Below are 24,981 nucleotides of genomic sequence, written 5' to 3' on the forward strand. Positions count from 1 at the left end.
AATTATCACCGGATCCCGCGGTACTTCAGGCCGCAGCTCAGGGCAACGATACTGAGGCAGGAGAGTGCGGCGATGTAGTAGCCGGGGGACATATTCTGCCCGGTCGCTTGGACGAGGAACGCGGCGATCATCGGCGTGAAGCCTCCGAAGACGGCGACGGCAGTGTTATAGCTGAATGACAGCCCGGTGGCACGGGCCCGGGCGGGGAAGGCATCGGACATGACCGACGGCAGAGCACCGAAATAGATGGCCTTGAGCAGCGCGAGGATGACCATGACGGAGGCCAGGACGAAGAACGTGCGGCCGGCATTGAGCCAAAGGAACAACGGAATTACCGATATTCCGATGGCGCAAGCTGCAGGAATCATTATTTTGGTTCTGCCGTACTTGTCCGACAAGTGCCCCACCATGGGAGTTCCGAAAGTCAGAATGATGCCGGTGAGAACGAGGCAGAAGAATGACGACGATTTGGGCAGCCCGAGTTGTTGGATGCCAAAGGTGGGCATGTAGTCGAGGATGAAGCTCATTGCAGTGGAGACGACGAGGGCGCCCCCAGCGATAAGGATGCCCACTTTCTGGCTCTTGAAGAGATCGCGGATCGGCTCGTGGCGTTCCGGATCGGGCCCGTGGTCTATGGGTGCTTCGTCGACGAATTTGCGGATGTAGTAGCCGGCAGGTCCAACCAGAAGTCCGAAGACGAACGGTATCCGCCAGCCCCAGGACATCATGTCCTCGTTTGACACCACCGTTGTGAGCGCGACAACGAAGATTGCTGCGGTCAGCGATCCCAGACCCTGACTGGCGAATTGGAAGCTTCCCAGGAATCCGCGGCGTTCTGAGTTTTGTGCGATGAGGTAGGACGTTGCCGCGCCAAATTCACCGCCAGCGGAGAAGCCTTGAATGAGACGTGCCACGATGATCCCGAGGGGCGCCAGAATGCCGATGGAATCATAGTTTGGCATGAACGCAATCAGCGCGGTTCCCAACACCATTAGGCGGATTGTCAGCATCAGACCCTTTTTGAGGCCCTTCCGGTCGGCATAGGAGCCAAGGACCAGGCCACCCAACGGGCGGATCAGATAGGACGCGCCGAAAACTGCGAAAGCCTGGATGACCCCGGTGGCAGGGTTATCGGATGGGAAGAAGTTCCTTCCTATGTAGATGGCCAGCAGCGCGTAGATGGACATGTCGAACCATTCGAGCGCATTGCCGATCGTCGCGGCCGCAATCCCGCGGACGGGCGAGGCCATTTTTTGCGGGGGTGTCCTCTTTGGGGACGGGGCGCCGGCTGATGGTTTGGGGCCGGCGACGGCGGTTCCTATCGGGGAGGCCTTTTGTGCAGGGTTCATTGTTTTGCTCCGGTATTGGGTTGGCTCAGGCTGTGGTCGCGGAGAGCGGAAGTTCGACGTTGACGCCGGGCTGGCCCAGATCGTAGAAGAGGCCGCAGGCGATCTTCAGACCCTGGCTGGCGATGGACGCCAGCATGTGTTCGTTGGGTGCGTGTTGGCGGCAGCCGGGATAGGAGTGCGGGATCCAAAGCGTCGGAAGACCCAGAACGCCCTCAAAGACGTGATTCGGCAGGGAACCGCCGATGTTCGGCAGCACTGTGGGCTGGATGCCGGTGGTGCTGTGGATGGAACGGCGTGCCCATTCCACCCAGGGATTGGCGGGGTCGAGGCGGCTCGCGGGAAAGAACGTGGTTTGGCGCACCCGCACCATTTCGAATCCGTGGCGGTCAAGGTGGGCCTGGATGGTGGCTTCAACACCGTCCGTCGGCGTGCCTGCTACGAACCGGAGCTGGAGTATCGCACGCGCCGATCCCGGGATCGCGTGGATCGGTGCTTCGATGTCGCCGGAGCCAAGGGCCAGAACCTCCAGAGCGTTCCAGCCGTAGAGTCGTTCGGCTGGTGTGAGGCCGGTGTCCGCCCAGTCAGTGTCGATGTGCGGGTCCCCGGGAGTGTGAGGAATGGCAATGTTGCTGAGCGCCGTTTTAACGGACTCGGGGATGGTTGTTGGAAGCAGCTCCGGCAAGAGAATTCTTCCGTGCCCGTCGACTAAGGTGCCGATGGCAGCTGCCAGTGTCGTCCCCGGGTTGCGCAGTAGACCGCCCCAGTTGCCGGAGTGGTAGCTGCCGGACCGCAGGTTGACGTCCAGTTCAAACGTGATTCCGCCCCTCGATCCGAGAAAGATTGTTGGCGACTCCGCGCTCAGTCTGGGGCCGTCTGAGGCAATGAAGATGTCCGCCGCCAATTTGTCTTTGTTGACCGAGGAAAATTCATCCAGCGAGGGCGACCCGATCTCCTCGCCGCATTCAAACAGGAACTTCAGATTGAAGCCCAGACGGCCGTTGCTTTCCAGCAGGATGCGCAGCGCCGCCAGATTGATCAGATGCTGGCCCTTGTTGTCGGCCGTTCCGCGGCCATACCAGCGGCCGCCGTCCGCGTCGAGGACCCACGGGCTGCGGTCGTCGTCCCAGCCATCGTCCTGACCACCGACAACATCTGCGTGCCCGTAGCAAAGGACGGTTGGAAGTTCCTCGGACTCGAATCGGGTGCCGATCAGAAACGAGTTGGCCCCGCCGTTCCAGCGGGGATGAAGCTCAGTGTCGCAGCCGAGCTCTGCCAGGGATGGAACGAGAACATCTTCAAGATATGCTTTCAAGGCAATTCGCCCGGCTGCGGTAGCACTCTCCGTCCGGTAAGAAACCAGGCGCTTCAGTTCCTCGAACAGTTGTCCGTCTGAAGCATATGCCTCTGCAATGCTTGATATTTCCTGCGGAAGGGTCATGGTCGGTGCTCCTGGGATAGTGCCTTGTGCCGGGTGAACGGAATCAACGTTAGGAGTGCGCCAGCTCACAAACCAGCATCGTTTTATCAAATGGCGTTGACTTCAAGGCAAACCGGAGCTTAGATGGGGCCAATGAGGATGCTTCCTACTGCACTGGTCTATTTTCATGACGTGGCCCGAACCGGTTCAATTACGGAAGCTGCCATCGCCCAGCACGTGTCGGCGTCCGCCATTAGCCGGCAGATAAGCAACCTGGAGCGCACGATCGGCGTCACGCTGTTTGCGCGGCATCCGCGAGGAATGACGTTGACGGAGGCTGGACGGCTCCTACTTGCGCACGCTAGGCGAAGTGAAGCCGAAGGAGAGGCGCTGATCCGAGAACTTCAAGATTTTGACAAGCGGCAAAAGCGAATCATCAACGTTGTCAGTTCTGAGGGGCTTGCCAGGTGCAGGGTTCCCCAGGCGATCGCCCGGTTCATCGTGGACTATCACGACGTCGACTTTCACTTGGATGTGGTCTCTTCAGCCGAAGCGACGCGGATGGTCGTCGACGGCCGGACAGACATCGCCGCCGTTTACGCGCTGGGGCTCCAACGTGATGTGACCGTTGAGTTTTCCGCGGCCGCTCCGGCCTTCGCCGTGGTAGCCACAGGACATCCGCTCGCGGATCGAAACAGCGTGCGCCTTGACGAACTGTGTGCATATCCGCTTACCCTTCCCGCTAAAGGCCTCAGCCAGCGAGAGCTTTTCGACATAGCCGTGCAGATGGAACAGATATCGCCGCGGATTGCACTGTCAGCGGATCAGGTCAGCCCTGCATTGGAATTCGCCCGGGCAGGAGCCGGGGCGGCACTGATGAGCCGTCTTGTGGCTCGTCCGGAGGGGGAGGACGGGCTTGTCTTCGTGGCTATCGATCATCCGGTATTTCACCAGCGGCAGGCGCAGATTCAGACGATGGCTGGCCGGCGCAGACCTGCGGTGCAGACGGCCTTCATTGAAGTCTTGGCAGGGATTCTTGCCGAAAGCTAGCGCAGGAGCACGGCAACAACCGGTGGTCCTGGTGCGTGGGGCGCAGCCTTAGGCCCGGGAATTACCCGGGCCCGACTCCAGCAGGCCGCCGCCGGCCCAGCGCTTGAGCGCAAGCTTCTCGGCGTCGTCGAACTCCATGAGGGCCAGCCGGCAGAGCTCTTCAACGTTCCTGACCCACGCGGCGGCGAGGTCCCTAGCGGTCATGTCGTCGGAGAGGGAACCGCCGGCGTACACCACGCCCTGGATCACGAAGTTGACGGCCGAGCGAGACACCGGCTGCCCGGCCGCCACGCAGTCGTCCCGGACGGAGCGGGCGAGTTCGCTTCGGTTGCCGGGGTGCTCGCGGAGCTTCGCCTCCAGCGAGACGAAGACCTGCCGGAACTGATCGGCGGAGAGGGCCGGCACGTCGGTGACCCGGGTGACCTGCTCCTCGATCGCCGGCCTGCCTTCGGAGGCCAGCGAGGACAGCTCCGGCGAGAACCGCTTCGCGTCCCATACCCAGCCGGGGGACGGCGTGGATGAGTATTGGACGCCCTGGCCGATCTGCGCGATCCAGGCCCCGAACTTTCCGTGACCGCCCCAATCGGTCTTCAGCGACGGGTCAGCCGTTAGGGCCCTGTGCGCTGCCACGGCCCCGGTGACCGGACCGGGCGCGGCCTGCACCAGGGCGCGGACCTCGTCGGCGGCCGTCGTCGCGGCCACGGAAACACCCGGTGCGGTGCGGAGCGGGGCGGCAAGTCCGGCGGAGGGCACCATGCGGGGGATCTCGGCCGAGGTGCCGTTGAGGATTGCCACGAAGTCGTGGGACTCCACCACGCTGTCGGCCATCTCCCGGTACGCGAACGCCACAGCCCCGGCGGCGATGACCGTCGTCATCCGGTCGGCCGCCCGGAACCTCTGAACCAGCGAGGTGAAGTCCGCATCCGCCGAGGCAACGAAGAATTCCTCAACATGCGCCGCGCCGGACAGCGCATCCATCGCGTCCAGGACCAGGTTGATGTCGGTGCTGGACTTGCCGCGCTGCGTGAGGGAGGGGCAGTCGATCACGCGGAAGCCCGCCCGGGTCCAGTAGGGCCGGTACTTGGAGTAGATCACCGGGTTGAGGTAGCAGTTGCGGATCAGGAAACGCCGGGATTCCGCACCTGTGCCGCCGTCTGCCAGCGCTTCCGTCCAGTGCTTGGGATCCTCGGCGAACCTCTTGGCCGCGGCGGGGTCCAAAGCCATCAGGCCCGTATAGACGTTGTCGAAGTCCACGAACATCGCGGCGCGGATGCCAGGCCGCCGGGACTGGGGGAGAGGATCACTCATCGGCTCAGTGTGCCAGCAGGAGACGGGACGTGCCAGATGTGTCGTTCCAGTTGGTGCCGCTTGCCGGCGGCGAACGCAAGGGCTCTCGCCGCCGTCCCCGGCACGTCACGGACTCATTGCGGGCCAGGCCGGTTCCCTCGCTGTGACTTCCATGTGTTTTGCCTGTGGATCCTCCGCTGGTCCTTGCGCGGGTCTGGTTGCCTACGGCAAGCTGTTTATTAGTTGGCGACTTGATCACTTACCAGGGTCCGGCGGCGAGGATGCCGGTGGATCTTGACGCGGCGATGTCGCCGCCCAAGCAGTAGCCCGCAGAACGGGAGGGCACGTCACATGAAACGTGCAGCATTCGGATCAGCTAAATTTCGCGCCATCGGCATTTACTCACTGATTGCCGTCGTGGTCATTCTTGGAATTTCGCTTGTTTTCATTTACCGGGCGACCGTTATGCCGAACCCTGCGTCGAGTCCGGGAGCGTCGGCGCCTCCGGGCGTATCGGGGCCTGCGGGCACAAACCCCTCGGTGAGTCGCGGGACCTACCAGAGAGTACCGAACCAGGTGCTGTTTGCCCTCGACGCTAACGGCAAACCGAATATTTCCGGCGACCTGACAAATATCCAGCAGGGCGACGTCGGAGACTGCTATTTCCTGGCGGCTCTGCTGACGGTGGCCGCGCGGGAGCCTGACACCATTCAAAACATGGTTCACGACAATGGTGACGGCACTTACACCATTTCATTTCACAGCAAGTACGACGGGGTGCCCAATCCGGTGCAGGTGACGGTCAACGGTGACCTCCCATATCGCCGCGGCAAAACCGTTGAAAATGGCATCGAAAATATCGGTGGCAAAAACGTTTCATGGGCGGCGATTATCGAGAAAGGCTGGGCGGCCGCGAACGGCAACAGCTATAAAGGCATCGAAGGCACTGACCTCAGCAACGCCCAGGATCACGATGTGCACAATGGCCTCTATGCCATCACCGGCAAGGCGGGCGTCGACCGCAACCCCGGCGGCCCCATGACGCAAGTGAGCTTTGAGCAGGTGCAGCAGGATTTCGCGAACGGCCTTGTCACGCTGGGGACCTCAAACTCCGACGGCAAGCTCGTATCCGACCACTCCTACGCAGTGCTGGACGTGAACGCCTCCGACCAAACCGTCGTGGTGGGAAATCCGGAGGGCGGCCAGGAAACGCTGTCGTTTGACACCTTCCGGTCCACGAACATCAACCAGTACATCGCGATACCCACCTATCCCTGAGAAGCAGACAGTTGAGCGAACGACGGCGGCCAAGCGCCGCTGTCGGGATTCACGGATCCCGGGGAAGCACCCGTCCGGCGGTTCGGAGCCGTTTCCGCTTTCCGGCCTCGGCCGCTGCCAGACCCGTCGTCGTCGTCGATGCACCCCTCCTCCATGGCCTCGATCGTGCTGGCGCCCACGGTCAGGTCCGCAACGCGTGCGATCCCTCCTCGCGCCGCCGGCAATGTTTCACTTTGTTCGATATTGTTTTCATTCGAACGTTAGTGTACAAATGTGAACATGACATGCATCACTACGACCTTCCTGGCCGACGGCCGGGAGATCCTCTACTTTGACGATGCCGGCACAGCGGAACGGGCCCCCGAATCCCTGACGGACCACCGCGAACTGCCCGTCCGCCCCGACCCGGGCCAGTTGCGCTTCGACGCGCTCAGCCGGGAATGGGTCGCCGTCGCCGCCCACCGGCAGTCCCGTACGCACCTGCCGCCGGCGGACCGGTGCCCGATCTGCCCGACGACGCCGGCCAACCTGACCGAGATTCCGGCTCCGGACTACGACGTCGCTGTCTTTGAAAACCGTTTCCCCTCGCTCGGGCCGGCCACGAGCGAGCTCCCGGCGGCACTTGCCTGGGGAACCTCGACACCGGCCGTGGGCCGCTGCGAGGTGGTGGCGTTCACCCCGGAGCACACGGGGTCCTTCGCCGATCTGGGCTGGCGCCGCACACGGACCGTGATTGACGCCTGGGCCCACCGGACCGAGGCCCTCAGCGCCCTGCCCGGCATCCGGCAGGTCTTCCCGTTTGAAAACCGGGGCGCCGAGATCGGCGTCACCCTGCACCACCCGCACGGGCAGATCTACGCCTACCCCTACGTGACGCCGCGTGCCGCCGTCCTGGCCGCCGCGGCCGGCGCGTACTTCGATGCCTCCGACGGCACGGCGACGCTCGCCGCGTCCGTGCTGCAGGCCGAGCGCAGTGACGGCAGCCGCATGGTCCTGGAGGGCGAACACTTCAGCGCTTATGTGCCGTTTGCCGCGCGCTGGCCGCTGGAAGTCCACCTCGTCCCGCACCGTCAGGTTCCGGATCTGGCGGCGCTGAGCGGGGCCGAACGCGATGAGCTGGCGCACCTCTACCCGGATCTCCTGCGGCGCTTCGACGCCCTATACCCGACGCCGACCCCCTACATTGCGGCCTGGCACCAGGCCCCTCTGGAGACGGAGATGCGCCGGGCGGGCCAACTGCATCTGCAGCTGACCTCGCCCCGGCGCGCCGCCGACAAGCTCAAGTACCTGGCGGGCTCCGAAGCGGCGATGGGGGCCTTCATCAATGACATCACCCCCGAATCGGTCGCCGCCCGGCTGCGTGAAGTAGGCAGCGAAGTAGCCAGTGAAGTGGCCAGTGACGTCGCCGGCACAACGGCCGGCACCGCAACCCGCACCACCCTGACCCCGGAAGGCGCCCCTGCATGAACACGCCCACCCGCGCCGACGCCCATCCGGACAACCTGATCAGCCGCTTTGAGGCCACCTTCGGGGCCGCCCCGGACGGCGTCTGGGCCGCCCCCGGGCGGGTGAACCTGATCGGTGAACACACCGACTACAACGAGGGCTTCGTGCTGCCCTTCGCCATCGACAAACGCGCGACGACGGCGGTCCGGCTCCGGGACGACTCCACCGTCCGGCTGCTGTCCACCTCCGGCGACGACGGCATTGTGGAGGCCAACGCCGCGGCCCTGATACCCGGCCGGGCGCCCGGCTGGGCCAAGTATCCCCTGGGCGTCGTGTGGGCGTTGCAGCAGCGCGGCGTCGAGGTTCCGGGCTTCGATCTGCTGCTGGACTCCGATGTCCCGCTGGGCGCGGGGCTGTCATCCTCCCACGCGATCGAATGCGCCGTCGTGACGGCCCTCAACGAACTCACCGGTGCAGGGCTTTCGGCCCAGGAGATGGTCTTGCTGACCCAGCACGCCGAAAACGCGTTCGTCGGCGCGCCGACCGGCATCATGGACCAGTCGGCATCACTGCGCGGCACCAGCGGCCACGCCGTCTTCCTCGACTGCCGGGACCAATCCGTTCAACTCGTGCCGTTCCAGGCACAGGAAGCCGGTCTGGTCCTGCTCGTCATCGACACGAAAGTCTCGCACTCCCACGCCGACGGCGGTTACGCCTCCCGCCGCGCCTCCTGCGAGCTCGGCGCCGAGGTCCTGGGCGTGCGTGCCCTGCGGGATGTCGCCGTCGCCGACCTCCAGAACGCCAGCGAGGTGCTCGATCCGACCACCTTCCGGCGGGTCCGTCACATCGTCACCGAAAACGGCCGCGTCCTGCAGGCAGTGGATACCCTCCGCTCCCAGGGCCCGGCCCATATCGGTGACCTCCTCGATGCCAGCCACGCCTCAATGCGCGACGATTTTGAGATTTCCTGCCCCGAACTCGACCTCGCCGTGGACACGGCCCGGACCCACGGCGCCATCGGTGCCCGCATGACCGGCGGCGGGTTCGGCGGCTCGGCGATCGCCCTGACTCCCGTGGAGCATGAGCAGGACGTCCGCGACGCCGTCGTCCGCGCCTTCGCGGAGGCGGGATTCACCCGGCCGGAAATCTTCACCGTCACCCCCTCAGCCGGCGCGGAGCGCATCCAATGAGAATTCTGGTCACCGGGGGTGCCGGCTACATCGGTTCGCACACCGTTCTGTCCCTGCAGGAAGCCGGCCATGAGGTGGTGGTGATCGACAACCTCGTCAACTCCAGCGAGGAATCGCTCCGCCGGGTTGCCGAGCTCAGCGGCACGCCCTTGACCTTCCGCCTTGTGGACCTGGTTGATGAGGCGGCGGTGGATGCCGTCTTCACCGAATACCCGGTCGACGCCGTCATCCACTTCGCCGGCCTCAAGGCCGTCGGGGAGTCCGTCCGGGAGCCCCTGATGTATTACCACAACAACCTCGTGGGCACCCTGAACCTGCTCCGGGCGATGGACCGGCACGGCGTCCGCTCAATCGTCTTCAGCTCCTCGGCGACGGTATACGGCGAACACAACCCGATCCCCTACGTGGAGAAGATGGAGATCGGCGCCAACAACCCCTACGGCCGGACCAAGGAACAGATCGAGGACATCCTTGCCGACCTCGGAGCAGCGGACGGCCGCTGGCACATCGCCCTCCTGAGGTACTTCAACCCCGTCGGCGCCCACCCCTCCGGCCGGATCGGCGAGGACCCGCAGGGCATTCCCAACAACCTTGTACCGTTCATCGCCCAAGTGGCGGTGGGCCGGCGCGAGAAACTGATGGTGTTCGGCGGCGACTACGACACCCCGGACGGCACCTGTCTGCGCGACTACATCCACGTGGTGGACCTGGCCGAAGGACACGTCGCCGCGCTCGACCACGTGGCGGGCCGGGCCGGCGTCTTCCGCTGGAACCTCGGCTCGGGCAAGGGCTCCTCCGTGCTCGAGGTCCTGCACTCCTTCGAGAAGGCCGCGGGCCGTCCGATCCCTTACGAGCTCACCGGACGCCGCGCCGGCGACCTCCCCGCCTTCTGGGCCGACGCGGCCTCGGCCCTGGCGGACCTGAGCTGGTCCACCACGAGGACTGTTGATGAGATGTGCGCGGACCACTGGTGCTGGCAGAAGAACAACCCGCACGGCTACAACGCTTTGGGTGCGCCGCACATGACGGAATAGAGCGCCAGCCAAGTACTCAATCCGGATATGTCCGGTCTCGCTTACGTCAGCCGGGGCGTCCGTGGGGGAGTTGTCCGGCGGGAACCCGTTGCCTCAAACGCGGCGGCCAGGCTCAGCAGTGAGGTGTCATCGTAGGCCCGGCCCGCGAGGGTCAGGCCAACGGGCATGCCGGTGTCGGCCATCGTGCCCATGGGCACAGTGACGGTCGGGATGCCCAGATGGCGCGGCACGAGGTTGCCGTTGGCGACCCAGACGCCGTTGCGCCAGCCGAGATCCGCCGAGGCCTCGTTGACGTCCATGTCCGCGGGCCCGACGTCCGCGGCGGCGGGAAACAGCACGGCGTCCAGTCCGAGTCTGTCCATCCATGCCTCCAGGTCCACGCGGCGGGTCTCCTCCAGGCCCTGCAGGCCACCTTTGAGATGCGGGATGTCCGTCAACGATGCGGCGCCGTACTTGCGGATGTATCCAGGGTAGTTGGCGATGTCGTCATCAAAGCCGGCATAGCGGTCCGGGAGCGCCCCGTCCGGATGGGGGAAGATCGTTGCGCCGTCCACCGCAGCCAAAGTGTTCAGGGCAGGGTCGCCGTTCGCTGCGAGGAAGTCTTCCCAGGCCCAGGCCGAGAGATCCAGGATTTCCCGCTGCAGGTATTCCGGGCTCACCAGGCCGCGCGTGGCGATCGTGGGTGCCCCGGGGCGGTCTCCTTCATAGTTGGACACCACCGGAAAGTCGACCAGCACAACCTCGGCGCCGGCCGCCTCAAGATCGCGCCGTGCCGCTTCCCACAGTTCCATCACCGAGCCGCGGGTGTGGATGCGCTGGCCGGTCGGCCCGCCGATGCCGGGCTTCTCGCTGCTGCCGGCGTCGGGGTCGGCGTTGACGTACATCCGCGGCACGCCCAGCCGCCTGCCCTTCAACACCGAGCGTGCGTCGTCGGCATCTGCCGGCGCCAGCGCAGGGTAGGAGGACGGCCGGAGCGCCGAGGCGGCCGGGATGTCCACCCACGGCTGGACCCGCCAGAAGTCGCCGCGGGTCTGTGCGTCGTCGGCCACGATGACGTCGAGCACCTCGAGCAGGTCTGCCATGGAGCGCGTGTGCGGCACCACCACATCCATGGTGGGCACCAGCGGCCAGTTGCCACGGACGGAAATGACCCCTCGCGAGGGCGTGTACGCGCACAGCGCGTTGTTCGACGCCGGCGCGCGCCCGCTGGACCACGTCTCCTCCCCAAGGCCGAACGCCGCGAAGCTTGCCGCCGTCGCGGTGCCAGAACCGTTGGAGGAGCCGGAGCCGAATGCCGCCGTGAGGAAATCGGCGTTGTAGGGGCTCTCTGCGCGGCCGTAGACGCCGCGTTGCATTCCGCCGTTGGCCATGGGCGGCATGTTTGTGAGGCCTATGAGCACCGCGCCTGCCGCCCGCAGGCGTTCGATGGTGAACGCATCCCGCTGTGCTACGAGATGCTCGAAAGCAGGCGAACCGGCCGCGGCGGTAAGGCCCCTCACCAGATAGCTGTCCTTGGCCGTGTACGGGATGCCGTCCAGCGGCCCGAGCGTCGTGCCCCCGGCCCGGCGCTCGTCAGAGGCACGGGCATCCGCCAGAGCGTCAGGGTTCATGACGACGAGCGAGTTCAGCGTGATGCCGTTGTGGTCGTAGGTTGCGATGCGCTCAAGGTAGGAACGGGTAAGTTCCTCACTGCTGGCCCGGCCGGACTCCAAGGCGTCACGCAACTGGGCGATGGACGCCTCGACGACGTCGAAGCCCGCCATCACGCCACCGGCCCGTCGAGCGTGGGCTGCTGCTGGGTGATGCAGTGGATGCCCCCGCCGCGGGCCAGGATCGGGCGGGCGTCCACGGTCACCACGCGGCGCCCCGGGTATGCCTCCGCAAGGATTTCCGCGGCCATCGCGTCCGCCCTGTCTTCGCCATAGCCGCAGGCGATCACGCCGCCGTTGACCACAAGGTGGTTGACATAGCTCCAGTCCACGTAGCCTTCCTCGTCGCGCAGTGTCTGCGGGGCCGGCAGCGGGAGGATCCGGAACGGCCTGCCTGCGGCGTCCGTCTGGGTTTCGAAAAACGCTTGCAGGGTGCGGCTGACCTCGTAGTCAGGATGCTCCGGATTCATCTGGGTGTGGAGCAGGACCCGGCCGGGGGAGGGCAGGGTGGCCACCATGTCGATGTGGCCTCGGGTGCCCAGATCCTCGTAGTCGCGGGTCAGGCCGCGCGGCACCCAGACGGTCTTGCGGGCGCCGATGGTGCGTGCCAGCTCTGCTTCGACGCGGGCTTTGTCCGCGTACGGGTTCCGGCCCGGGTCCAGCTGCACGGTTTCGGTCACGAGCACGGTGCCTTCGCCGTCGACGTGCATGGCGCCGCCCTCGTTGACCAGCAGCGAGCTGACGAGCTCAGCACCGGACTTTTCGGCCACGAAGCGCGCCATCCCGGCGCTCTTCTCCCATTCGGACCACTTGGGTGCACCCCAGCCGTTGAAGACCCAGTCCACCGCGCCGAGGACGCCGGGACGTTCGTCGTCGACGACGAAGGTCGGTCCGACGTCGCGCATCCAGAACTCATCCAATGGGGCTTCAAGCTGTTCTATGCCGCTGCCGAGCATGTCGGCAGCCCGCTGCCGCTCGCTGGGATCCACCACCATGGTGACCGGCTCAAATTCGGCAACCGCGTGGGCGACGGCCGTCCAGGCCGCATAGGCCTCCTCGGCTGAAGCGGCGTCGTCGCCCAGGGTCAGGCCGGTGCGGGGGAACGCCATCCAGGTTCGATCGTGAGGTGCGGTTTCAGCGGGCATTCTCCACGCCATGAGAAGGGCTCCTTAGTCCTTTTTGCGCCGGCACTGCACGCCTCCTCCCCAATGAGGGGCGCGCATAGGAACGACGCCAAGCCGTTATTGATCAATCGATCAATAAGGTTGAAAATTACTCTAGACTGTTAGGTGATGTCAAGCACACAGAGGAAACGCGCCGTCCGAAAGGCGCCAGGGGAACGGGCCAGCGAGATTTCAGAGGCGGCCCGGACTATCGCCCTCGAGCAGGGGCTCGGGTCGATCACCCTGCGCAATGTGGCGGCCCGCGTGGGGGTGGCTTCCGGCCTGGTGGCGCATTACCAGCCCAATGTTGAGGCCCTTGTGGCGACCACTTTCACCGGCATCGTCTCGGCGGAAGCAGCGGAATTGCAGGCAACCCTGGACGGGATGCCGTCAGCCCGCGGGCAGCTTGCCTACCTTTTAGACACGCTGCTGGACAGCGGCCGCCTGGACGTCACGGCGGTCTGGGTGGATGCCTGGACCATGGGCCGGCGCAACGAGGCTTTGGCGGTATGCGTCCGCGATCAGATGGACGCTTGGCAGGCCATGCTGCAAGGCGTGGTGGAGGCCGGTATTGCGGCCGGTGAGTTCGAGACCTCCGACGCCGCATCCGTCGCCTGGCAGATTCTGGGGATGATCGACGGGCTGAACGCCCAGGCGTTGGTGCGCTGGGACGGCGTCAATGACCGCGGCACCCACCTGGCCCGCGCGGTCGAAGGGATGGTGGGTGCGGCGCGCGGTTCGCTGCAGCAGCTCGGTTCTTCCCAGGACTGATGCCTTTCTGCCTCAGCCGCGCCGGCCGCCTGATTGGGGACCGCACGCCACCGCCTTCGGGGCGGTGCGGACGGCAGGGAATCACGGTCGGCAGTCGCGCTGTTCCGTGTAGCCGAAGGGGACAAGCTCGCTCAACCCGACGCGGAAGAGCCTGTCGTCAAGGCGGCTCACAAGGATGCCATGGGTGGCGAGCCCGACAGCGACTTCCGTCATCAGTTCCACCGCGGCATTGAGACCGCGGTCCATCGACTCCCGGTCCTGGGCGAGGACCTCAATGCTCTGCACGGTTTCGGTACCGGCCAAGAGATTCACGGCGCCGCCTCGCATACCGGCTTGGCGGAATAGCCGTCTGCCTTTTGATAGAGAGCCCGCCTGTCCGCGCCGTGGCCTGCGAGCCATAGGGCGCCTGCAGCCTGGGCGACGTCGTCCACATAGCCGGTTCGGATGAGATGCCCGTCCTTCCATACCTCCACCGGCCTGCCGACCAGGTTGCTCCAGTCGTGATCGTCGCTCATGATGTCGCCTTTCTTCGAGGAATGTGTTGGTGCGGTGCAAGTCCACGCACGATGACGTCCGCTTCCGGGCCCGGACGTGTTTCTTGCGGCCAGCGCACCGTCCCCAGTGGGGCTAACGCCCTGACGGCCGGCCTGCGACGCCGCTTGCCGGTGCAGGCAGAAGAGGAGCGTGCAAATAAATGAATGACGTTCATTATTGGCTCAAGGCTGTGAGGCTGTCAACCGGGTGAGGGGAGTGTGAACAAATATGCCGCGCGACTCGATAGGGCGGGTGGAAAAGCCCATGGCTGAGCATTCCACCCGCCGTAGTGCTTACAGCCGCTGTGCTATTCCACCCGGTCCAGCATGAATTGGATATCTCCGTCCACGACCGTGCCCAGGATGTTGCTGCCGGCCAAGTCATCGGGGTCTGCTGTTAGCGGATCGCATTCAAAGGCAGTGAAGTCTGCGCGTTTGCCGACCGATATCGATCCGGTGCTGTGGAATAGGCCCGCCGCGCGCGCGGCGTGCGAGGTGTAGCCCTCCAGGGCCTGGAGGGCTGTGAGCGCCTGGTCTGGCCCGATGGGCGACTCGTCCGGCTGGCCGGCACGCCGTCGCAAACGGGCGTCGGCCATGATCGGCAACGGCTCGAACGGTGCGATGGGCCAGTCCGACCCCAGGGCCAGCGTCACTCCCTCCTGGCGCAGGTCCTGGCAGCGCCAGGCGCGGTCGGCCCGCTCCCTGCCCAGCCGCGTGGACCAGTTGTCGCTGTGGTCCGCCCGTGAGTAGTGGGTGCAGTGAGTCGGCTGCATGCTCGCCACGACGTCCAGTCGGGCGAACCGCTTGATCAGGTTGTCCGGGATGGATTCAATGTGCTCCACCCGGTGGACCGTCGCGGGAGTCGAGGAAGGCAGCGATTCCAGGGCGTCGAGCACATGTGCCACGCCGGCATCCCCGATCGCGTGGGTCGCAGTCGGAATGCCGCGACCGGCGAAGTATCGGACTGCTTCGGCATACTCCTGCGGGCGCGGCCAGAAGGGTGCGGTGGATTGGCCGTAGGAGTCGGGTTCGAAGAGCCAGGCCGTGCCGTTGTCAATGGTTCCGTCCACGAAGAGCTTGATGGCATCCACCGACCAGCGGCGGCCGCCCTCCCGGAGCATCATCGCAAGTTCCGCCCACTCCGTCTCTCCGCTTCCGGGCATGCACCAGGCGGCGCAGCGCAGCCGCAGCGGCAGGTCGCCGTCGTTCTCCAGCGCGCGGTAGAGTTCGAGCGATCCCGCACCGAGGTCCATGACGTGTCCGCCGGTGAGCCCCGAGCAGGCAAAGCGGCGGAGCAGTTCCGCCAGCCGGGATTTCCGGGTTGCGAACGGCTCCGTTGGCGCGTGTCGCTCCACAAGGTCTACGGCCGCCGCCTCCAGTAGCAGTCCCGTCGGCACCCCGTCGTCGTCGCAGACTACTTCGGAGGCCTGTTCAAAGACTCGCGGGCCGGTGACGCCGGCAAGCTCCAAGGCGCGGACGCTGGCCAGCGCCGAGTGCCCGTCGAAGAGTCGAATCAGGGTGGGGCGTCCGGCGACGACGTCGTCGACAGCCTCCCGGTGCACGCGCGATGAGCCGAAGACGTTGGGGTCTAGCCCCCAACCCCGCACCCATCCGCCCGGTGCAGCGGCGGCGGCCTCAGCGTGCAATAGTTGGCGCACCTCGGTGAGGGTCCGGGCGCCGGAGAGATCCCGGCCGCCGGTCATATCGAGGCCAAGGACCGGATGGATATGGCTGTCCACCAGCCCTGGCGTCAGCGTGGCAGCACCCAGGTCAAGCACATGGGTCCCGGCCGTCCGCCAGTCCGTGGCGTCGGTGCGGCTGCCGACGGCGGCAATCAGGCCGTCCTCTACGGCCACCGCCTGCACCGGTTCCGGCGTGCCGTCCAGCGTGTGGACGGTGTCGGCGAGCAGGATCAGATCAGGATTCATGGATTTCAAAACTTCCTATGCGTTCGAAGGTCGCGGGCCGCCGGGTGCGCAGCCTGCGGGCGGTGAGGAGTCCCGCCAGGAAGACGGCAGGAGTGACCAGCAAAATAATGGTGTTGGTCAGGGTGTCGGCGAAGGTTAGCAGCTCGATGTTGACCGCGATCATGGCGACGACGGCGAAGAGCAGCACGGCGGAGGCGATACTCAGCGGAACGACCAGGCGGTTCGTTACCGCCGCGGGGTTCCGGCGAAGGTAGATGAAGGCGGCCACGGAGACCAGGCCCTGCAGCCCGACGATGCCAAAGATGCCGGGCGTGTTTACCCAGATCAACAGCTGCTGGTATGGGTCTGCGCCGAGGACTGCACAGACAATGATCACGACGGCGGCGAGCAGGGACTGCAGTTGGCCGGCACGGTGCGGGGACTTGTATTTGGAGTGGGTCCTGCCCAGGAACGCCGGCAGGACGCCGTCGCGGGCCAGCATGTAGACGTAGCGGTTGATGGCGTTGTGGAACGCCAGCTGGGAGGCATAGACGCTGGTGACAATCAGGACGTACATGACCACCTCGGCCCATGGGCCGACGTACTGGTTGATGGTCGCGAAGAACATTCCGTTGGAAAGCTGTCCCGCCGCCTGGACCACGTCGCCGTCACCGTACGCCTGGACCACGCTCCACACAATGAAGGCGTAGAAGACGGACATGAAGCCCACAGCGATGAAGGTCGCCCGGGGGACGGATTTGTCCGGATTCCGCGCCTCCCGCCGGTACAGAACGGTGGACTCGAACCCCATGAACGCGGCGAAGCAGATGCCCAGAATTGCCAGTACTCCAGGGTTGAAGGCATTCTCCGGGGTGAAGGAGGAGCCGCTGATCCCGTGGGCACCCCCGTGCGAGAGGATGCCCGCGCCCATCACTGCGAGGATGGCGGTTTCGGCGACCAGTAGGACCCCGAGCACCTTGGCGCCGACATCAATGCCGCGGTAACCGAGGAACCACACGGCGGCCACGGCGCTGAGCGCCACGACCGGCCAAGGGACGTCGAGACCGAAGATGAAATGAAGCATGGACTGGGTCTGCACCGCAAAGAGCCCGTAAACGCCGATCTGAAGGCAGTTGTACGAGACAATCGCCAGCACGGCGGAGGCCAGACCTACCGTCTTGCCCATGGCCAGTGAAATGTAGGTGTAAAAGCCTCCGGCAGCCTTGACGTGCCGGGTCATCGCCATGAAGCCGATGGCAAAGATCGTGAGGACCGCGCCGGCGATCAGATAGCCGGCGGGGGCACCTATACCGCCGGTCGCAATGGCAACCGGCGCGACGCCGGCCATCACGGTTAGCGGGGCGGCCGCGGAAATGACCAGGAAGGCGATGCCGCCTGTGCCAATGGCATTGCGTTTGAGGCCGTTCTCGGCCGCCGTCTTGGACGGCTGTGTTTGGGTGTCGGACATGTGGGGTTCCTTTGGAGGGGTCAGGAGCTCTCATAAACGATAGCCTTTCGTTTATTATGGGCCCCTGTGACCCGGCGCACAATACTGAGTCCCAAAAATTGTGTAGGTTCTTAGGAGCCACTGATTGGAGAATCCCCATGGGCCGCCCGCTCGCTCCGCTGATATCCATCGACGGACTCGTAACCGCCAGCCTCGAACTGGTCGATGAGACCGGCGACTTCAGCCTGCCGAAGTTGGCGCGGCGCATCGGAGTCAGCCAGTCATCGATCTACAACCACGTCAGCGGACGGGAGGAGATCCTTGAGCTGATGCGCCGGCGTATCATCAGCGAGACCCCATATCCCGCACTTCAGGGGCTGAGCTGGGAAGACACCCTCCGTGTAGTGATCCGCGCCTACCGTGACGCGTTCGCCCGGCATCCCAGGCTGGCCCCGCTGATGGTCCTGCAGACTGTGCAGGACGCCAAGGTCATCGGCCTGTATGAGGATCTGGCCCTGGCGCTGGAGGGCGCTGGCTTTGAGGGAAAGGACGTCGTCTCGGCCATCACGACCATCGACAGCTTCGCCCTCGGTGCGGCCCTTGATCTGGCCGCGCCCGACGTCGTGTGGGCGCCGTCGGGCGAGGGGTTCCCGGCGCTCACACGCGCGCTCGAACATGCCGGACCACCCCGGCAGCGGGGAGAAGACGCCTTTAACTTCGGGCTCGACGTGATCATCGCAGGACTGCGCGCCCGGCTCTAGGGGCGTCGATACGGCCAAGAGCCCGCCAGGGCGGAATCAGACCAAGCTCTGGCCGCGCTGGAAGCCGGAGTTCTTCTGCCGCCGGTGATTCCTGGACATCGTGACGGGGCAGGCGGCGTCGTCCATAATTAGCTCAGCCGCTGACACCGGCAGCCGAACGCCGGAACAGGCCTGGATTGTTGAGGCCAGCACGTCGTTGCGTGGGGCCTGTTATGGCATGCGGCCGGCACGGAGGAAGGTCTGGGTTATGAGCACACCACTACCCCAAGTGCGCGTCCTGACTTACAACGGGGAAGACATCGGGATGGGGTTCAACAGTGACAGCGGCCTGGCCATAGGCACCGCATTGGACTTTGACGAACCGTCGCGCCTGTCCGGGCAGGAGGCCAAGGCAACCGCCGAAATCATCACAACACATGAGTCGCTGATGGAGTCGTTGGGCGTATCCGCGGAAGCGCAGGGGCGCTACGGATTTGCATCTGCAAGCCTCAAGGTCGACTTTTCGAAGAGTACCTCCTACAACTCCGTTTCAACGTTCGTCGTAGCGAAAATGGTCGTCAATAACCAGATCGTGCGCGGACGAAACTTTCGCATCAAGCAAGACGCGAAAGATCTGCTGACAGCCAGTCAGTTTGAAGCGTTTTCGAGGGCGTACGGTGACTCGTTCGTGCGGGGACAATTTCGTGGCGGGGAGTTTTTCGCGGTGCTGCGAATCACGTCACTGGATACGGCCGTGCAGACCGATCTTGCGGTGACATTGCAGGCGGAGATCAACGGCGCGATTGGGGCCGGCTCCTTCAGCGGCAAATTCAACGAGCATAAGGACCAGTCCCAGTCGCGGGCCGAACTGCATGTGGTGTTCTATCAGAAGGGTGGAGAGGGCCAAGAGGAAATCGGGACAACCATGACCGTTGATGAGGTGAAAGAACGCCTCAAGTCACTCCCGACGGCTGTGGCCAACCACCCCTTCCCGTACGAAATTGAAGTTGCCACTTATGACACCGTGCCGATTCCGATTCCTACGAAGGTTCAGCAGGAAGCCTTCCTCGTAGCGACGGCTGACGCTGACCGCCAAAGGCTCGCTTATCTCCAGAAGTACAACGACTTCACCTTTGCGGCGGAACATCCGGAGTTCTTTGAAAATCCTGCTCCCAGCGCCGAGCTCCAGGCCGCGGCACAGGCCTATGCGCGTGCGACGGACGCGGCTACTCGTCATGCCGTTCGCCTGTCGAGGGGTGAAATTGATCCACCTCAACTCTTTGACCCGGCCACGGCTGACCCCCCGCTGCAATTTCCCACTCTCGAACTGCATCGGCGGATCGGCGGCGTGGAGGGCAGCTACGCCGACTGGTATGAGAAACGGAATCAGCCGGGGATACTTTCCGACGACCGGAAGCTGGTAAACCAGATCGCTTTCGCTGTTGCCGGCCGGATCGACAATCTCGAAGGGATCGTGGATCCTGGCGGCGACGAACTGAAGACGGAGCACCTGCGTGGCGAGGCGCTTGCGCAAGTCGTCAGCGAGCTGGATAAGTTCACGATCGAGTGGTACCCGGAAAATATGGGAATTACCTCGATCGCCCATCTTCCGACGATGATCGCAAGGGACCGGCTCGCCGAACTATCAATCACCGGCAGAAACAACGACGGCGCCCTGATGAGTTTGCAGGGCATGGAACAGCTGGGAAAGCTTCAGCACGTAAATGTTTCGGGGAACCGCATAGGCCAGCTGGAACCGGTCGCGGGACTTACCTTTCTGCGCGGACTCGACGTTTCGGACAATGACGTAAGCGACGTCGCGCCGCTCGGGCGCTGTCCCAATCTCGAGTCGTTGAATATAGGCGGCAATCGGATCGCCGATATTTCCCCGCTGGCAGCGGCGAAGAACCTGAAGACCCTGTGCCTGACCGACGTCAAGTTCACAATCTGGCCTGATACCAAACCGGTCGGACATCTGATGGCAAAGACCGAATTCGGAGTCTGGAGCGTGGAGACACACGACAATCCGCTCCAAGTCGCCACCGGCCTGGAGGATATCCAGGGCATTGCCAATCCCTTTTTGTCCCTGCATCAATTCAACGTGCGCTGGGGCGTTGTGAAGGACGGGCCGGATGCGCAGTTTCACGGCACTGCGGCAAGGATTGGCTTGTCGCCCAAATTTGCTGTCCATCTGGTGCGCGGCACCGAGACGCTCGACGACGAGTGGAGTCTGGTCAGTGTGGGGGATGAGCCCTCCGGGCCGCTGGCATTGGAGGGATTCGGGGCGGACGGACCCCTGCCCCAGGGGGCGAAGCTGATCGCCTTGGTTAGTGAGGCAGCCAACTTCCTGATCTGGACGGCCGTGCTGGACGGAGACACCGCGGTCACACAAGCCGGCGCCACTTTCCTGCGCAACTCCGGCTTCACCACGTGCGACGTCCTGCCTTAAATGCCAGAGGACGACGGCGGGGAGTCAACTCCCGCCGTCGTCCTCCGTGTGTTTGCTAGGCGGAAACTGCCTCAAGGTTTGCTGCACCGTGGTTCAGGCTGAGCGTGAAGGTGCCCGGTCCGCTGGCGTGGACCGCGATGTTGCTCTTGGCGGTGTTGTGGCGCTCCGAGAGGTCGTGAATCAGGGCGTCCAGCTCGTGGTGCATCGTGGAGCGGTCCCAGAGCTTGTGGGTTACAGAGGTGGCAGTTTCAAACGTCATTGTTCAGTGCTTCCATTTCATGAATCCGGATGTCCGGCTGCCGCACCGATGCGGAGCCGCCGTGGGGCCAAACCAGGAACGCCTGAAACCTTGGGCAGCTCTGCGAGCTCACCGGTTTGGCCTCATTGCGTCCACCAGGATGGGTGCCCCCGGTTCACTGCGGACGCGTGGCGTCGGAGCGAACATCGGGGCCGCGTGACCGGGAGCAATGCTCCCTGCCCTGCCTTTCCATAGTGCACAGCGCCGCGCAGACGTCTCAAGCCAGATGGCGAAAATAGCGCGTGAGACTCATCACAGGCACCGGCGTGGCGCGAACTGCGACGGCGTCGCGCAGGGTCCGTTCGGACTACAGACGGGGGCGCTTCCGCGGGAAAAGTGCCGTGGGCGTGTGCCTGCGGCTCAGGCCCCGGGCCGGAGCGCGGGTGACCGGCACCGGCCCTCCCGGCTCCGGCCCTGCTGCGGCAGCGGCTCTGCCGTAGCGGGCGGCCAGCGGCGCGGCGCTGAAGCCATGCGCCAGGACGCTGAGCAGCACGGTGGCGGCGATGACGGCCACCGCCTGGTCGGACGCTGGTCCGAGGGCTTCCAGCGCCAGCAGCGCGAACACGAGGGACGCCAGGCCGCGCGGACCGAACCAGCCCACGAACAGGACGGTGCGCCGGTCCAGTCCGGCGCCAAGCGAGGCCAGTGCCACCGGCAGCATGCGCACCACCGTGAGGCTGAGCACGGCATACACGATGGTCAGGGGGACGAAGTGCGCCAGCATGGTCGGAATGGTGATGGCTCCAAAGGCCAGCCACACCAGCAGCGACACCAAGCCGCCCATCTGCTCGACGAAGACCAGTTCGGCCGGCGCCCGTTGACCGGCGCACGTGCCGAACGCCAGACCGCCGCAAAAGGCGGCGACGAATCCGTTGCCGCCCACAGCGAGGGCGGCGGTGTAGGCGAGCAGGCTCAGGGCAAGGACTCCGACACCGGCAAAGTCCTCGGCGCTCGTCCCGCGCCGGCGGGCCAGCTGCAGCAGCCACCCGCCCACGGCGCCGGTTGCCGCGCCAACGCCGGCGCCGATAAGCAGCTCGACGGCGGCACTGCCGGGACCAGCTGCACTCTCCAGACCTGCGGCGGCGGCCGCGCCGGCGATCGCGACCATGACGACCGGGGTGGCGATGCCGTCGTTGAGGCCGCTCTCGACGGTGATCAGCTGGCGGATCCGCGACGGCACCGCCGGATTCGTCACCACGGGGATCCCGAGCGCGGCGTCAGTAGGGGCCAGCGCCGCACCGACGAGCAGGGCCAGCCACAGTCCGAACTGAGGAAAGAACCAGGCGGCCAGCACCCACCCGAACACAATCGTCAGAGGCAGGCCGATTCCCAGCAACCGCACATAGCGGCCCACGTCCCGGCGCAACTCCTGAAGGGGCAGACGGGCGGCGTCGGAGAACAGCACCCACACCAGGGTAACCTCGACAACCGGGGTGATGGCCGCCGGGGGCGACGCGGCATCGACCAGCCCGGCCCAGGCCAGGCCCGTGCCGACAGCAGTGAACACTATAGGAGCGGTCAGGTCCGCCTGCTGCAGCCGCGCCGATACCAGCGCCCACGCGAACAGTGCGGCGGTGATCAGGACTATGACCGTCAGTTCCATGACGGATCGGTGCCCGCCTCCGTGCCCCCGGAGTCGTCATGAGACGTGTCGGAACAGGCCATGTTCAACTTTAGGCGCGGCGGGGCTGCCGATGCCCGTGTCCAAAGTCCCTAGGGGCCCTGGCCGGCCGCAGATTAGTGGCCGACGCCGGTCACCCGCGGGGCTGCGACCGAGCCGCGGCGGATCAGTTCGGCCGTGAACTCCGGCACGGCCGCGGGCACCTTCCGGCCTTCGATCTGCCGGATCAGGGCCGCCGCGGCCGCAACACCCATGTCATAGACGGGCTGCGCGATGACCGTGAGCGGCGGGGTGGTGAGGCGGGTCCAGGCGAAGTCGTCGTACATGAGGAATGAGACGTCGTCCGGAATCCGCAGGCCCAACTCCTGGATGGCTTCAACGACGCTGAGGCCGATCAGGCCGTCGGAGGCGATGATCGCCGTCGCCGGATCCGGGCGCTGCAGCAGCTCGCGGGTGATCTTCTTGATCGACTCGTTGTCGCCGGCGTTGAGGCGGATCAGATCGTCCGGCAGGTTCAGACCCGCCTCATCGAACGCCCGTTTCATGCCGTCGCGCCGGTCCGAGATCTGGGACGAGTCCAGGACCATGCCGTCGCGGTACGGCTCGTCCGTCTTGAGGGTGGAGACGAAGGCGATCCTCCGGTGTCCGGCCCCGATCAGGTAGCTCGTGGAGTCGTGCGAGATGCCCTCCATGTCCACCGCCACGGTGTCGACGTCGAGCCCCGACGCCTTGCGGTCCAGCAGGACCAGCGGGCGGCCGGATTCGTGAACGCGGCGTAAATGTTGCGTTTCCACGGATGACGCCGGTGCCACGATCAGGCCGTCGACGCGCTTGTCCAGGAGCACCCGGACGGCATCGATTTCCGCCTCGGTATCCTCATCCGTGTTGATCAGGATGACGTTGAAACCACTGCGCTTGGCGGTGTCGGTAATGCCCCGCGTGGCGAGGCCGAAATGGGGGTTTTCAATGTCGCCGACCACCACCCCGATGGTGTGCGATTTCCCCGTGTTCATGCTGCGGGCGAGCTCGTTGGGCCGGTACTCCAACTCCTCGGCAGCGGCCAGCACCCGCTCACGGACGTCGTCGCTCACGGCACCGTAGTTGCCCAGGGCGCGGGCAGCCTGGGCCTTGGAAACCTGGGCGGCTCTGGCGACGTCGGCGACAGTGACATCGCGGCGCCGGGAAGCATCACTATTCATTACGGCCTTTCGTAGCGGACTCTTGACGCCCCATGTGGCTTCGATTACATTTCTAGCAATCGATGTGAGTCCGGTCTCAATCTTAGGGACTGAGACCGGACTCAGCAAGGCTCGCATCGACAGTCCGCAACCCGGGGGCCAATTGCCCGCCCACCTCGCCCCTCACTCCCACGATTGGAAAACGCTGTGAACACAGGAAACAAAATGCGCCGCCCGGTGGCGCTCATCGCCGCCGCTGTTGCCGCGGTCCTGGCCTTGTCCGGCTGCGGAGGAACCTCCTCCGCAGCGTCCTCGCCGGCGGACAACCCCTATGGCCTGATTGAGGCCGGCACCATTCGCGTGGCCAGCCTGGGCGATTCGAAGCCCTACACCTTCACCGACGCGCAGGGGAACTTCACGGGCTTCGACGTCGAGCTCTTCAAGGACGTCGCCCACCGCGCCGGAATCGACAAGGTCGTCTTCACCGGACAGGACTTCTCCGGGCTGCTCGCCGCCGTCTCCAACGGTCAGTTCGACGCCGGCGTTGCGGCCATTGGAATCACGGACAAGCGCAAGCAGACCGTCGACTTCTCCGATGGGTACCTCGCCGGATATCTGACGGTCATCACCACGAAGACCTCGGGCATTACCGGCGCCGACGGGCTCGCCGGCAAGCGACTCGGCGTCGTGCAGGGAACGCTGCAGGAGGCCTACGCCGTCAAGAACTTCACTTCCGCGAGCCTGGTGCGCTTCCCGGACAACAACACCGCAATCGCCGCCGTCAACAGCGGATCCGTCGATGCGCACTTCCTGGACTACGAGGCCGCCAAGGCCTATGAAACGCAGTACGGCCTGGTCAGCGCAGCGGACATCCCGTCCTTCGATGCCCCCGCCGGGTTTGCCGTGGCCAAGGGCAAGTCCGCCTTCAAGGACGCCCTCAACAAGGGCCTGGCCGCAGCCATGGAGGACGGCACCTGGAAGAAGCTCTACCAGAAGTGGTTCCCGGGCTCCCCGATGCCCGAGCAGTACCTGCCTAAGGCGGAACAGACGGCCAGCCCGGCCCCCAGCAAATAAGCGTCCCCACAACGAGGCACGTCCGGGACCTAGCCCGGCGGCCACCTGACCGGGCGGGCCGCGCAGCGCGGCCCGTCCGGGATCCACAAGCTACCTACGT

Annotated in this window: 21 protein-coding genes; 9 read left to right on the forward strand and 12 right to left on the reverse strand. The window is 65.1% G+C overall.

Features of this window, described 5'->3' with window-relative positions:
• Positions 1 to 5: 5 nt before the first annotated feature.
• Together ACVWYS_RS01465 and ACVWYS_RS01470 are read right to left on the reverse strand one after the other, a co-directional pair.
• A complete protein-coding gene (locus ACVWYS_RS01465; protein ID WP_344366987.1) occupies positions 6 to 1,250 on the reverse strand; it encodes an MFS transporter in 1,245 nt (414 codons plus the stop codon).
• 124 nt (positions 1,251 to 1,374) lie between these two features.
• Complete coding sequence (locus tag ACVWYS_RS01470; protein ID WP_456508201.1) at positions 1,375 to 2,787, reverse strand: M20 family metallopeptidase; 1,413 nt, start codon at positions 2,785 to 2,787, stop codon at positions 1,375 to 1,377.
• Between the two features lie 138 nt (positions 2,788 to 2,925).
• Here ACVWYS_RS01470 and ACVWYS_RS01475 point away from each other — a divergent pair, with 138 nt between their 5' ends.
• Positions 2,926 to 3,816: a LysR family transcriptional regulator gene (locus ACVWYS_RS01475; protein WP_456509230.1), complete on the forward strand. Its 891-nt coding sequence runs from the start codon at positions 2,926 to 2,928 to the stop codon at positions 3,814 to 3,816.
• Positions 3,817 to 3,864: 48 nt separating this feature from the next.
• Here ACVWYS_RS01475 and ACVWYS_RS01480 read toward each other — a convergent pair whose 3' ends face one another.
• Entirely contained in the window at positions 3,865 to 5,124 is a 1,260-nt protein-coding gene (locus ACVWYS_RS01480) for an NYN domain-containing protein (protein ID WP_456508202.1), read from the reverse strand.
• A gap of 330 nt (positions 5,125 to 5,454) precedes the next feature.
• Between ACVWYS_RS01480 and ACVWYS_RS01485 the strand changes: the two genes are divergently transcribed.
• The 4 genes from ACVWYS_RS01485 (at position 5,455) to galE (ending at position 10,051) form a co-directional block, all read left to right on the forward strand.
• The gene (locus ACVWYS_RS01485; RefSeq protein ID WP_344366979.1) at positions 5,455 to 6,381 is read left to right on the forward strand and encodes a C2 family cysteine protease; all 927 of its coding nucleotides are present in this window, start codon (positions 5,455 to 5,457) and stop codon (positions 6,379 to 6,381) included.
• A gap of 279 nt (positions 6,382 to 6,660) precedes the next feature.
• Positions 6,661 to 7,848, forward strand: coding sequence for a galactose-1-phosphate uridylyltransferase (galT, locus tag ACVWYS_RS01490; RefSeq protein ID WP_456508203.1), 1,188 nt, complete (start codon positions 6,661 to 6,663; stop codon positions 7,846 to 7,848).
• On the forward strand, positions 7,845 to 9,017 hold the full coding sequence (gene galK, locus ACVWYS_RS01495; protein WP_456508204.1) for a galactokinase: 1,173 nt from the start codon (positions 7,845 to 7,847) through the stop codon (positions 9,015 to 9,017). The genes galT and galK overlap by 4 nt, the downstream gene beginning before the upstream one ends.
• Positions 9,014 to 10,051 (forward strand): UDP-glucose 4-epimerase GalE, encoded by a 1,038-nt coding sequence (gene galE / locus ACVWYS_RS01500; protein ID WP_344366974.1) that lies wholly within the window; start codon positions 9,014 to 9,016, stop codon positions 10,049 to 10,051. The genes galK and galE overlap by 4 nt, the downstream gene beginning before the upstream one ends.
• A 41-nt stretch (positions 10,052 to 10,092) precedes the next feature.
• Here galE and ACVWYS_RS01505 read toward each other — a convergent pair whose 3' ends face one another.
• Positions 10,093 to 11,814: an amidase gene (locus tag ACVWYS_RS01505; protein WP_456508205.1), complete on the reverse strand. Its 1,722-nt coding sequence runs from the start codon at positions 11,812 to 11,814 to the stop codon at positions 10,093 to 10,095.
• On the reverse strand, positions 11,814 to 12,857 hold the full coding sequence (locus ACVWYS_RS01510) for an agmatine deiminase family protein (protein WP_344366969.1): 1,044 nt from the start codon (positions 12,855 to 12,857) through the stop codon (positions 11,814 to 11,816). The genes ACVWYS_RS01505 and ACVWYS_RS01510 overlap by 1 nt, the downstream gene beginning before the upstream one ends.
• A 135-nt stretch (positions 12,858 to 12,992) precedes the next feature.
• On the opposite strand from ACVWYS_RS01510, the gene ACVWYS_RS01515 reads away from it, so the two are divergent.
• Positions 12,993 to 13,634: a TetR/AcrR family transcriptional regulator gene (locus ACVWYS_RS01515; protein WP_456508206.1), complete on the forward strand. Its 642-nt coding sequence runs from the start codon at positions 12,993 to 12,995 to the stop codon at positions 13,632 to 13,634.
• An 81-nt stretch (positions 13,635 to 13,715) separates the two neighbouring features.
• Here ACVWYS_RS01515 and ACVWYS_RS01520 read toward each other — a convergent pair whose 3' ends face one another.
• The 4 genes from ACVWYS_RS01520 to ACVWYS_RS01535 form a co-directional block, all read right to left on the reverse strand.
• Positions 13,716 to 13,946 (reverse strand): hypothetical protein, encoded by a 231-nt coding sequence (locus ACVWYS_RS01520; RefSeq protein WP_133247492.1) that lies wholly within the window; start codon positions 13,944 to 13,946, stop codon positions 13,716 to 13,718.
• Complete coding sequence (locus tag ACVWYS_RS01525) at positions 13,943 to 14,149, reverse strand: hypothetical protein (protein ID WP_116766260.1); 207 nt, start codon at positions 14,147 to 14,149, stop codon at positions 13,943 to 13,945. The genes ACVWYS_RS01520 and ACVWYS_RS01525 overlap by 4 nt, the downstream gene beginning before the upstream one ends.
• Before the next feature lie 326 nt (positions 14,150 to 14,475).
• Positions 14,476 to 16,095 (reverse strand): amidohydrolase, encoded by a 1,620-nt coding sequence (locus ACVWYS_RS01530; RefSeq protein WP_456509231.1) that lies wholly within the window; start codon positions 16,093 to 16,095, stop codon positions 14,476 to 14,478.
• On the reverse strand, positions 16,085 to 17,542 hold the full coding sequence (locus tag ACVWYS_RS01535; protein ID WP_456509232.1) for an APC family permease: 1,458 nt from the start codon (positions 17,540 to 17,542) through the stop codon (positions 16,085 to 16,087). Before ACVWYS_RS01535 ends, ACVWYS_RS01530 begins: the two co-directional genes overlap by 11 nt.
• A gap of 137 nt (positions 17,543 to 17,679) precedes the next feature.
• Here ACVWYS_RS01535 and ACVWYS_RS01540 point away from each other — a divergent pair, with 137 nt between their 5' ends.
• Positions 17,680 to 18,282 (forward strand): TetR/AcrR family transcriptional regulator C-terminal domain-containing protein, encoded by a 603-nt coding sequence (locus tag ACVWYS_RS01540; RefSeq protein ID WP_456508208.1) that lies wholly within the window; start codon positions 17,680 to 17,682, stop codon positions 18,280 to 18,282.
• Positions 18,283 to 18,529: 247 nt separating this feature from the next.
• Positions 18,530 to 20,710, forward strand: a complete 2,181-nt coding sequence (locus ACVWYS_RS01545; protein ID WP_456508209.1) for a leucine-rich repeat domain-containing protein — start codon at positions 18,530 to 18,532, stop codon at positions 20,708 to 20,710.
• 55 nt (positions 20,711 to 20,765) lie between these two features.
• Here the strand turns inward: ACVWYS_RS01545 and ACVWYS_RS01550 are convergent, their stop codons facing one another.
• From ACVWYS_RS01550 to ACVWYS_RS01560, 3 genes are all read right to left on the reverse strand, one after another.
• Positions 20,766 to 20,969 carry a hypothetical protein gene (locus ACVWYS_RS01550; RefSeq protein ID WP_116766255.1) on the reverse strand — a complete coding sequence of 68 codons (204 nt, stop codon included), beginning with the start codon at positions 20,967 to 20,969 and terminating at the stop codon, positions 20,766 to 20,768.
• Positions 20,970 to 21,315: 346 nt separating this feature from the next.
• On the reverse strand, positions 21,316 to 22,611 hold the full coding sequence (locus ACVWYS_RS01555; protein WP_456508210.1) for a cation:proton antiporter domain-containing protein: 1,296 nt from the start codon (positions 22,609 to 22,611) through the stop codon (positions 21,316 to 21,318).
• 134 nt (positions 22,612 to 22,745) lie between these two features.
• Positions 22,746 to 23,828, reverse strand: coding sequence for a LacI family DNA-binding transcriptional regulator (locus ACVWYS_RS01560; RefSeq protein WP_456508211.1), 1,083 nt, complete (start codon positions 23,826 to 23,828; stop codon positions 22,746 to 22,748).
• Positions 23,829 to 24,032: 204 nt separating this feature from the next.
• On the opposite strand from ACVWYS_RS01560, the gene ACVWYS_RS01565 reads away from it, so the two are divergent.
• Positions 24,033 to 24,881, forward strand: a complete 849-nt coding sequence (locus tag ACVWYS_RS01565; protein ID WP_456509116.1) for an ABC transporter substrate-binding protein — start codon at positions 24,033 to 24,035, stop codon at positions 24,879 to 24,881.
• The last annotated feature ends 100 nt before the right edge of the window (positions 24,882 to 24,981 follow it).

Source organism: Arthrobacter sp. TE12231, assembly GCF_054062895.1.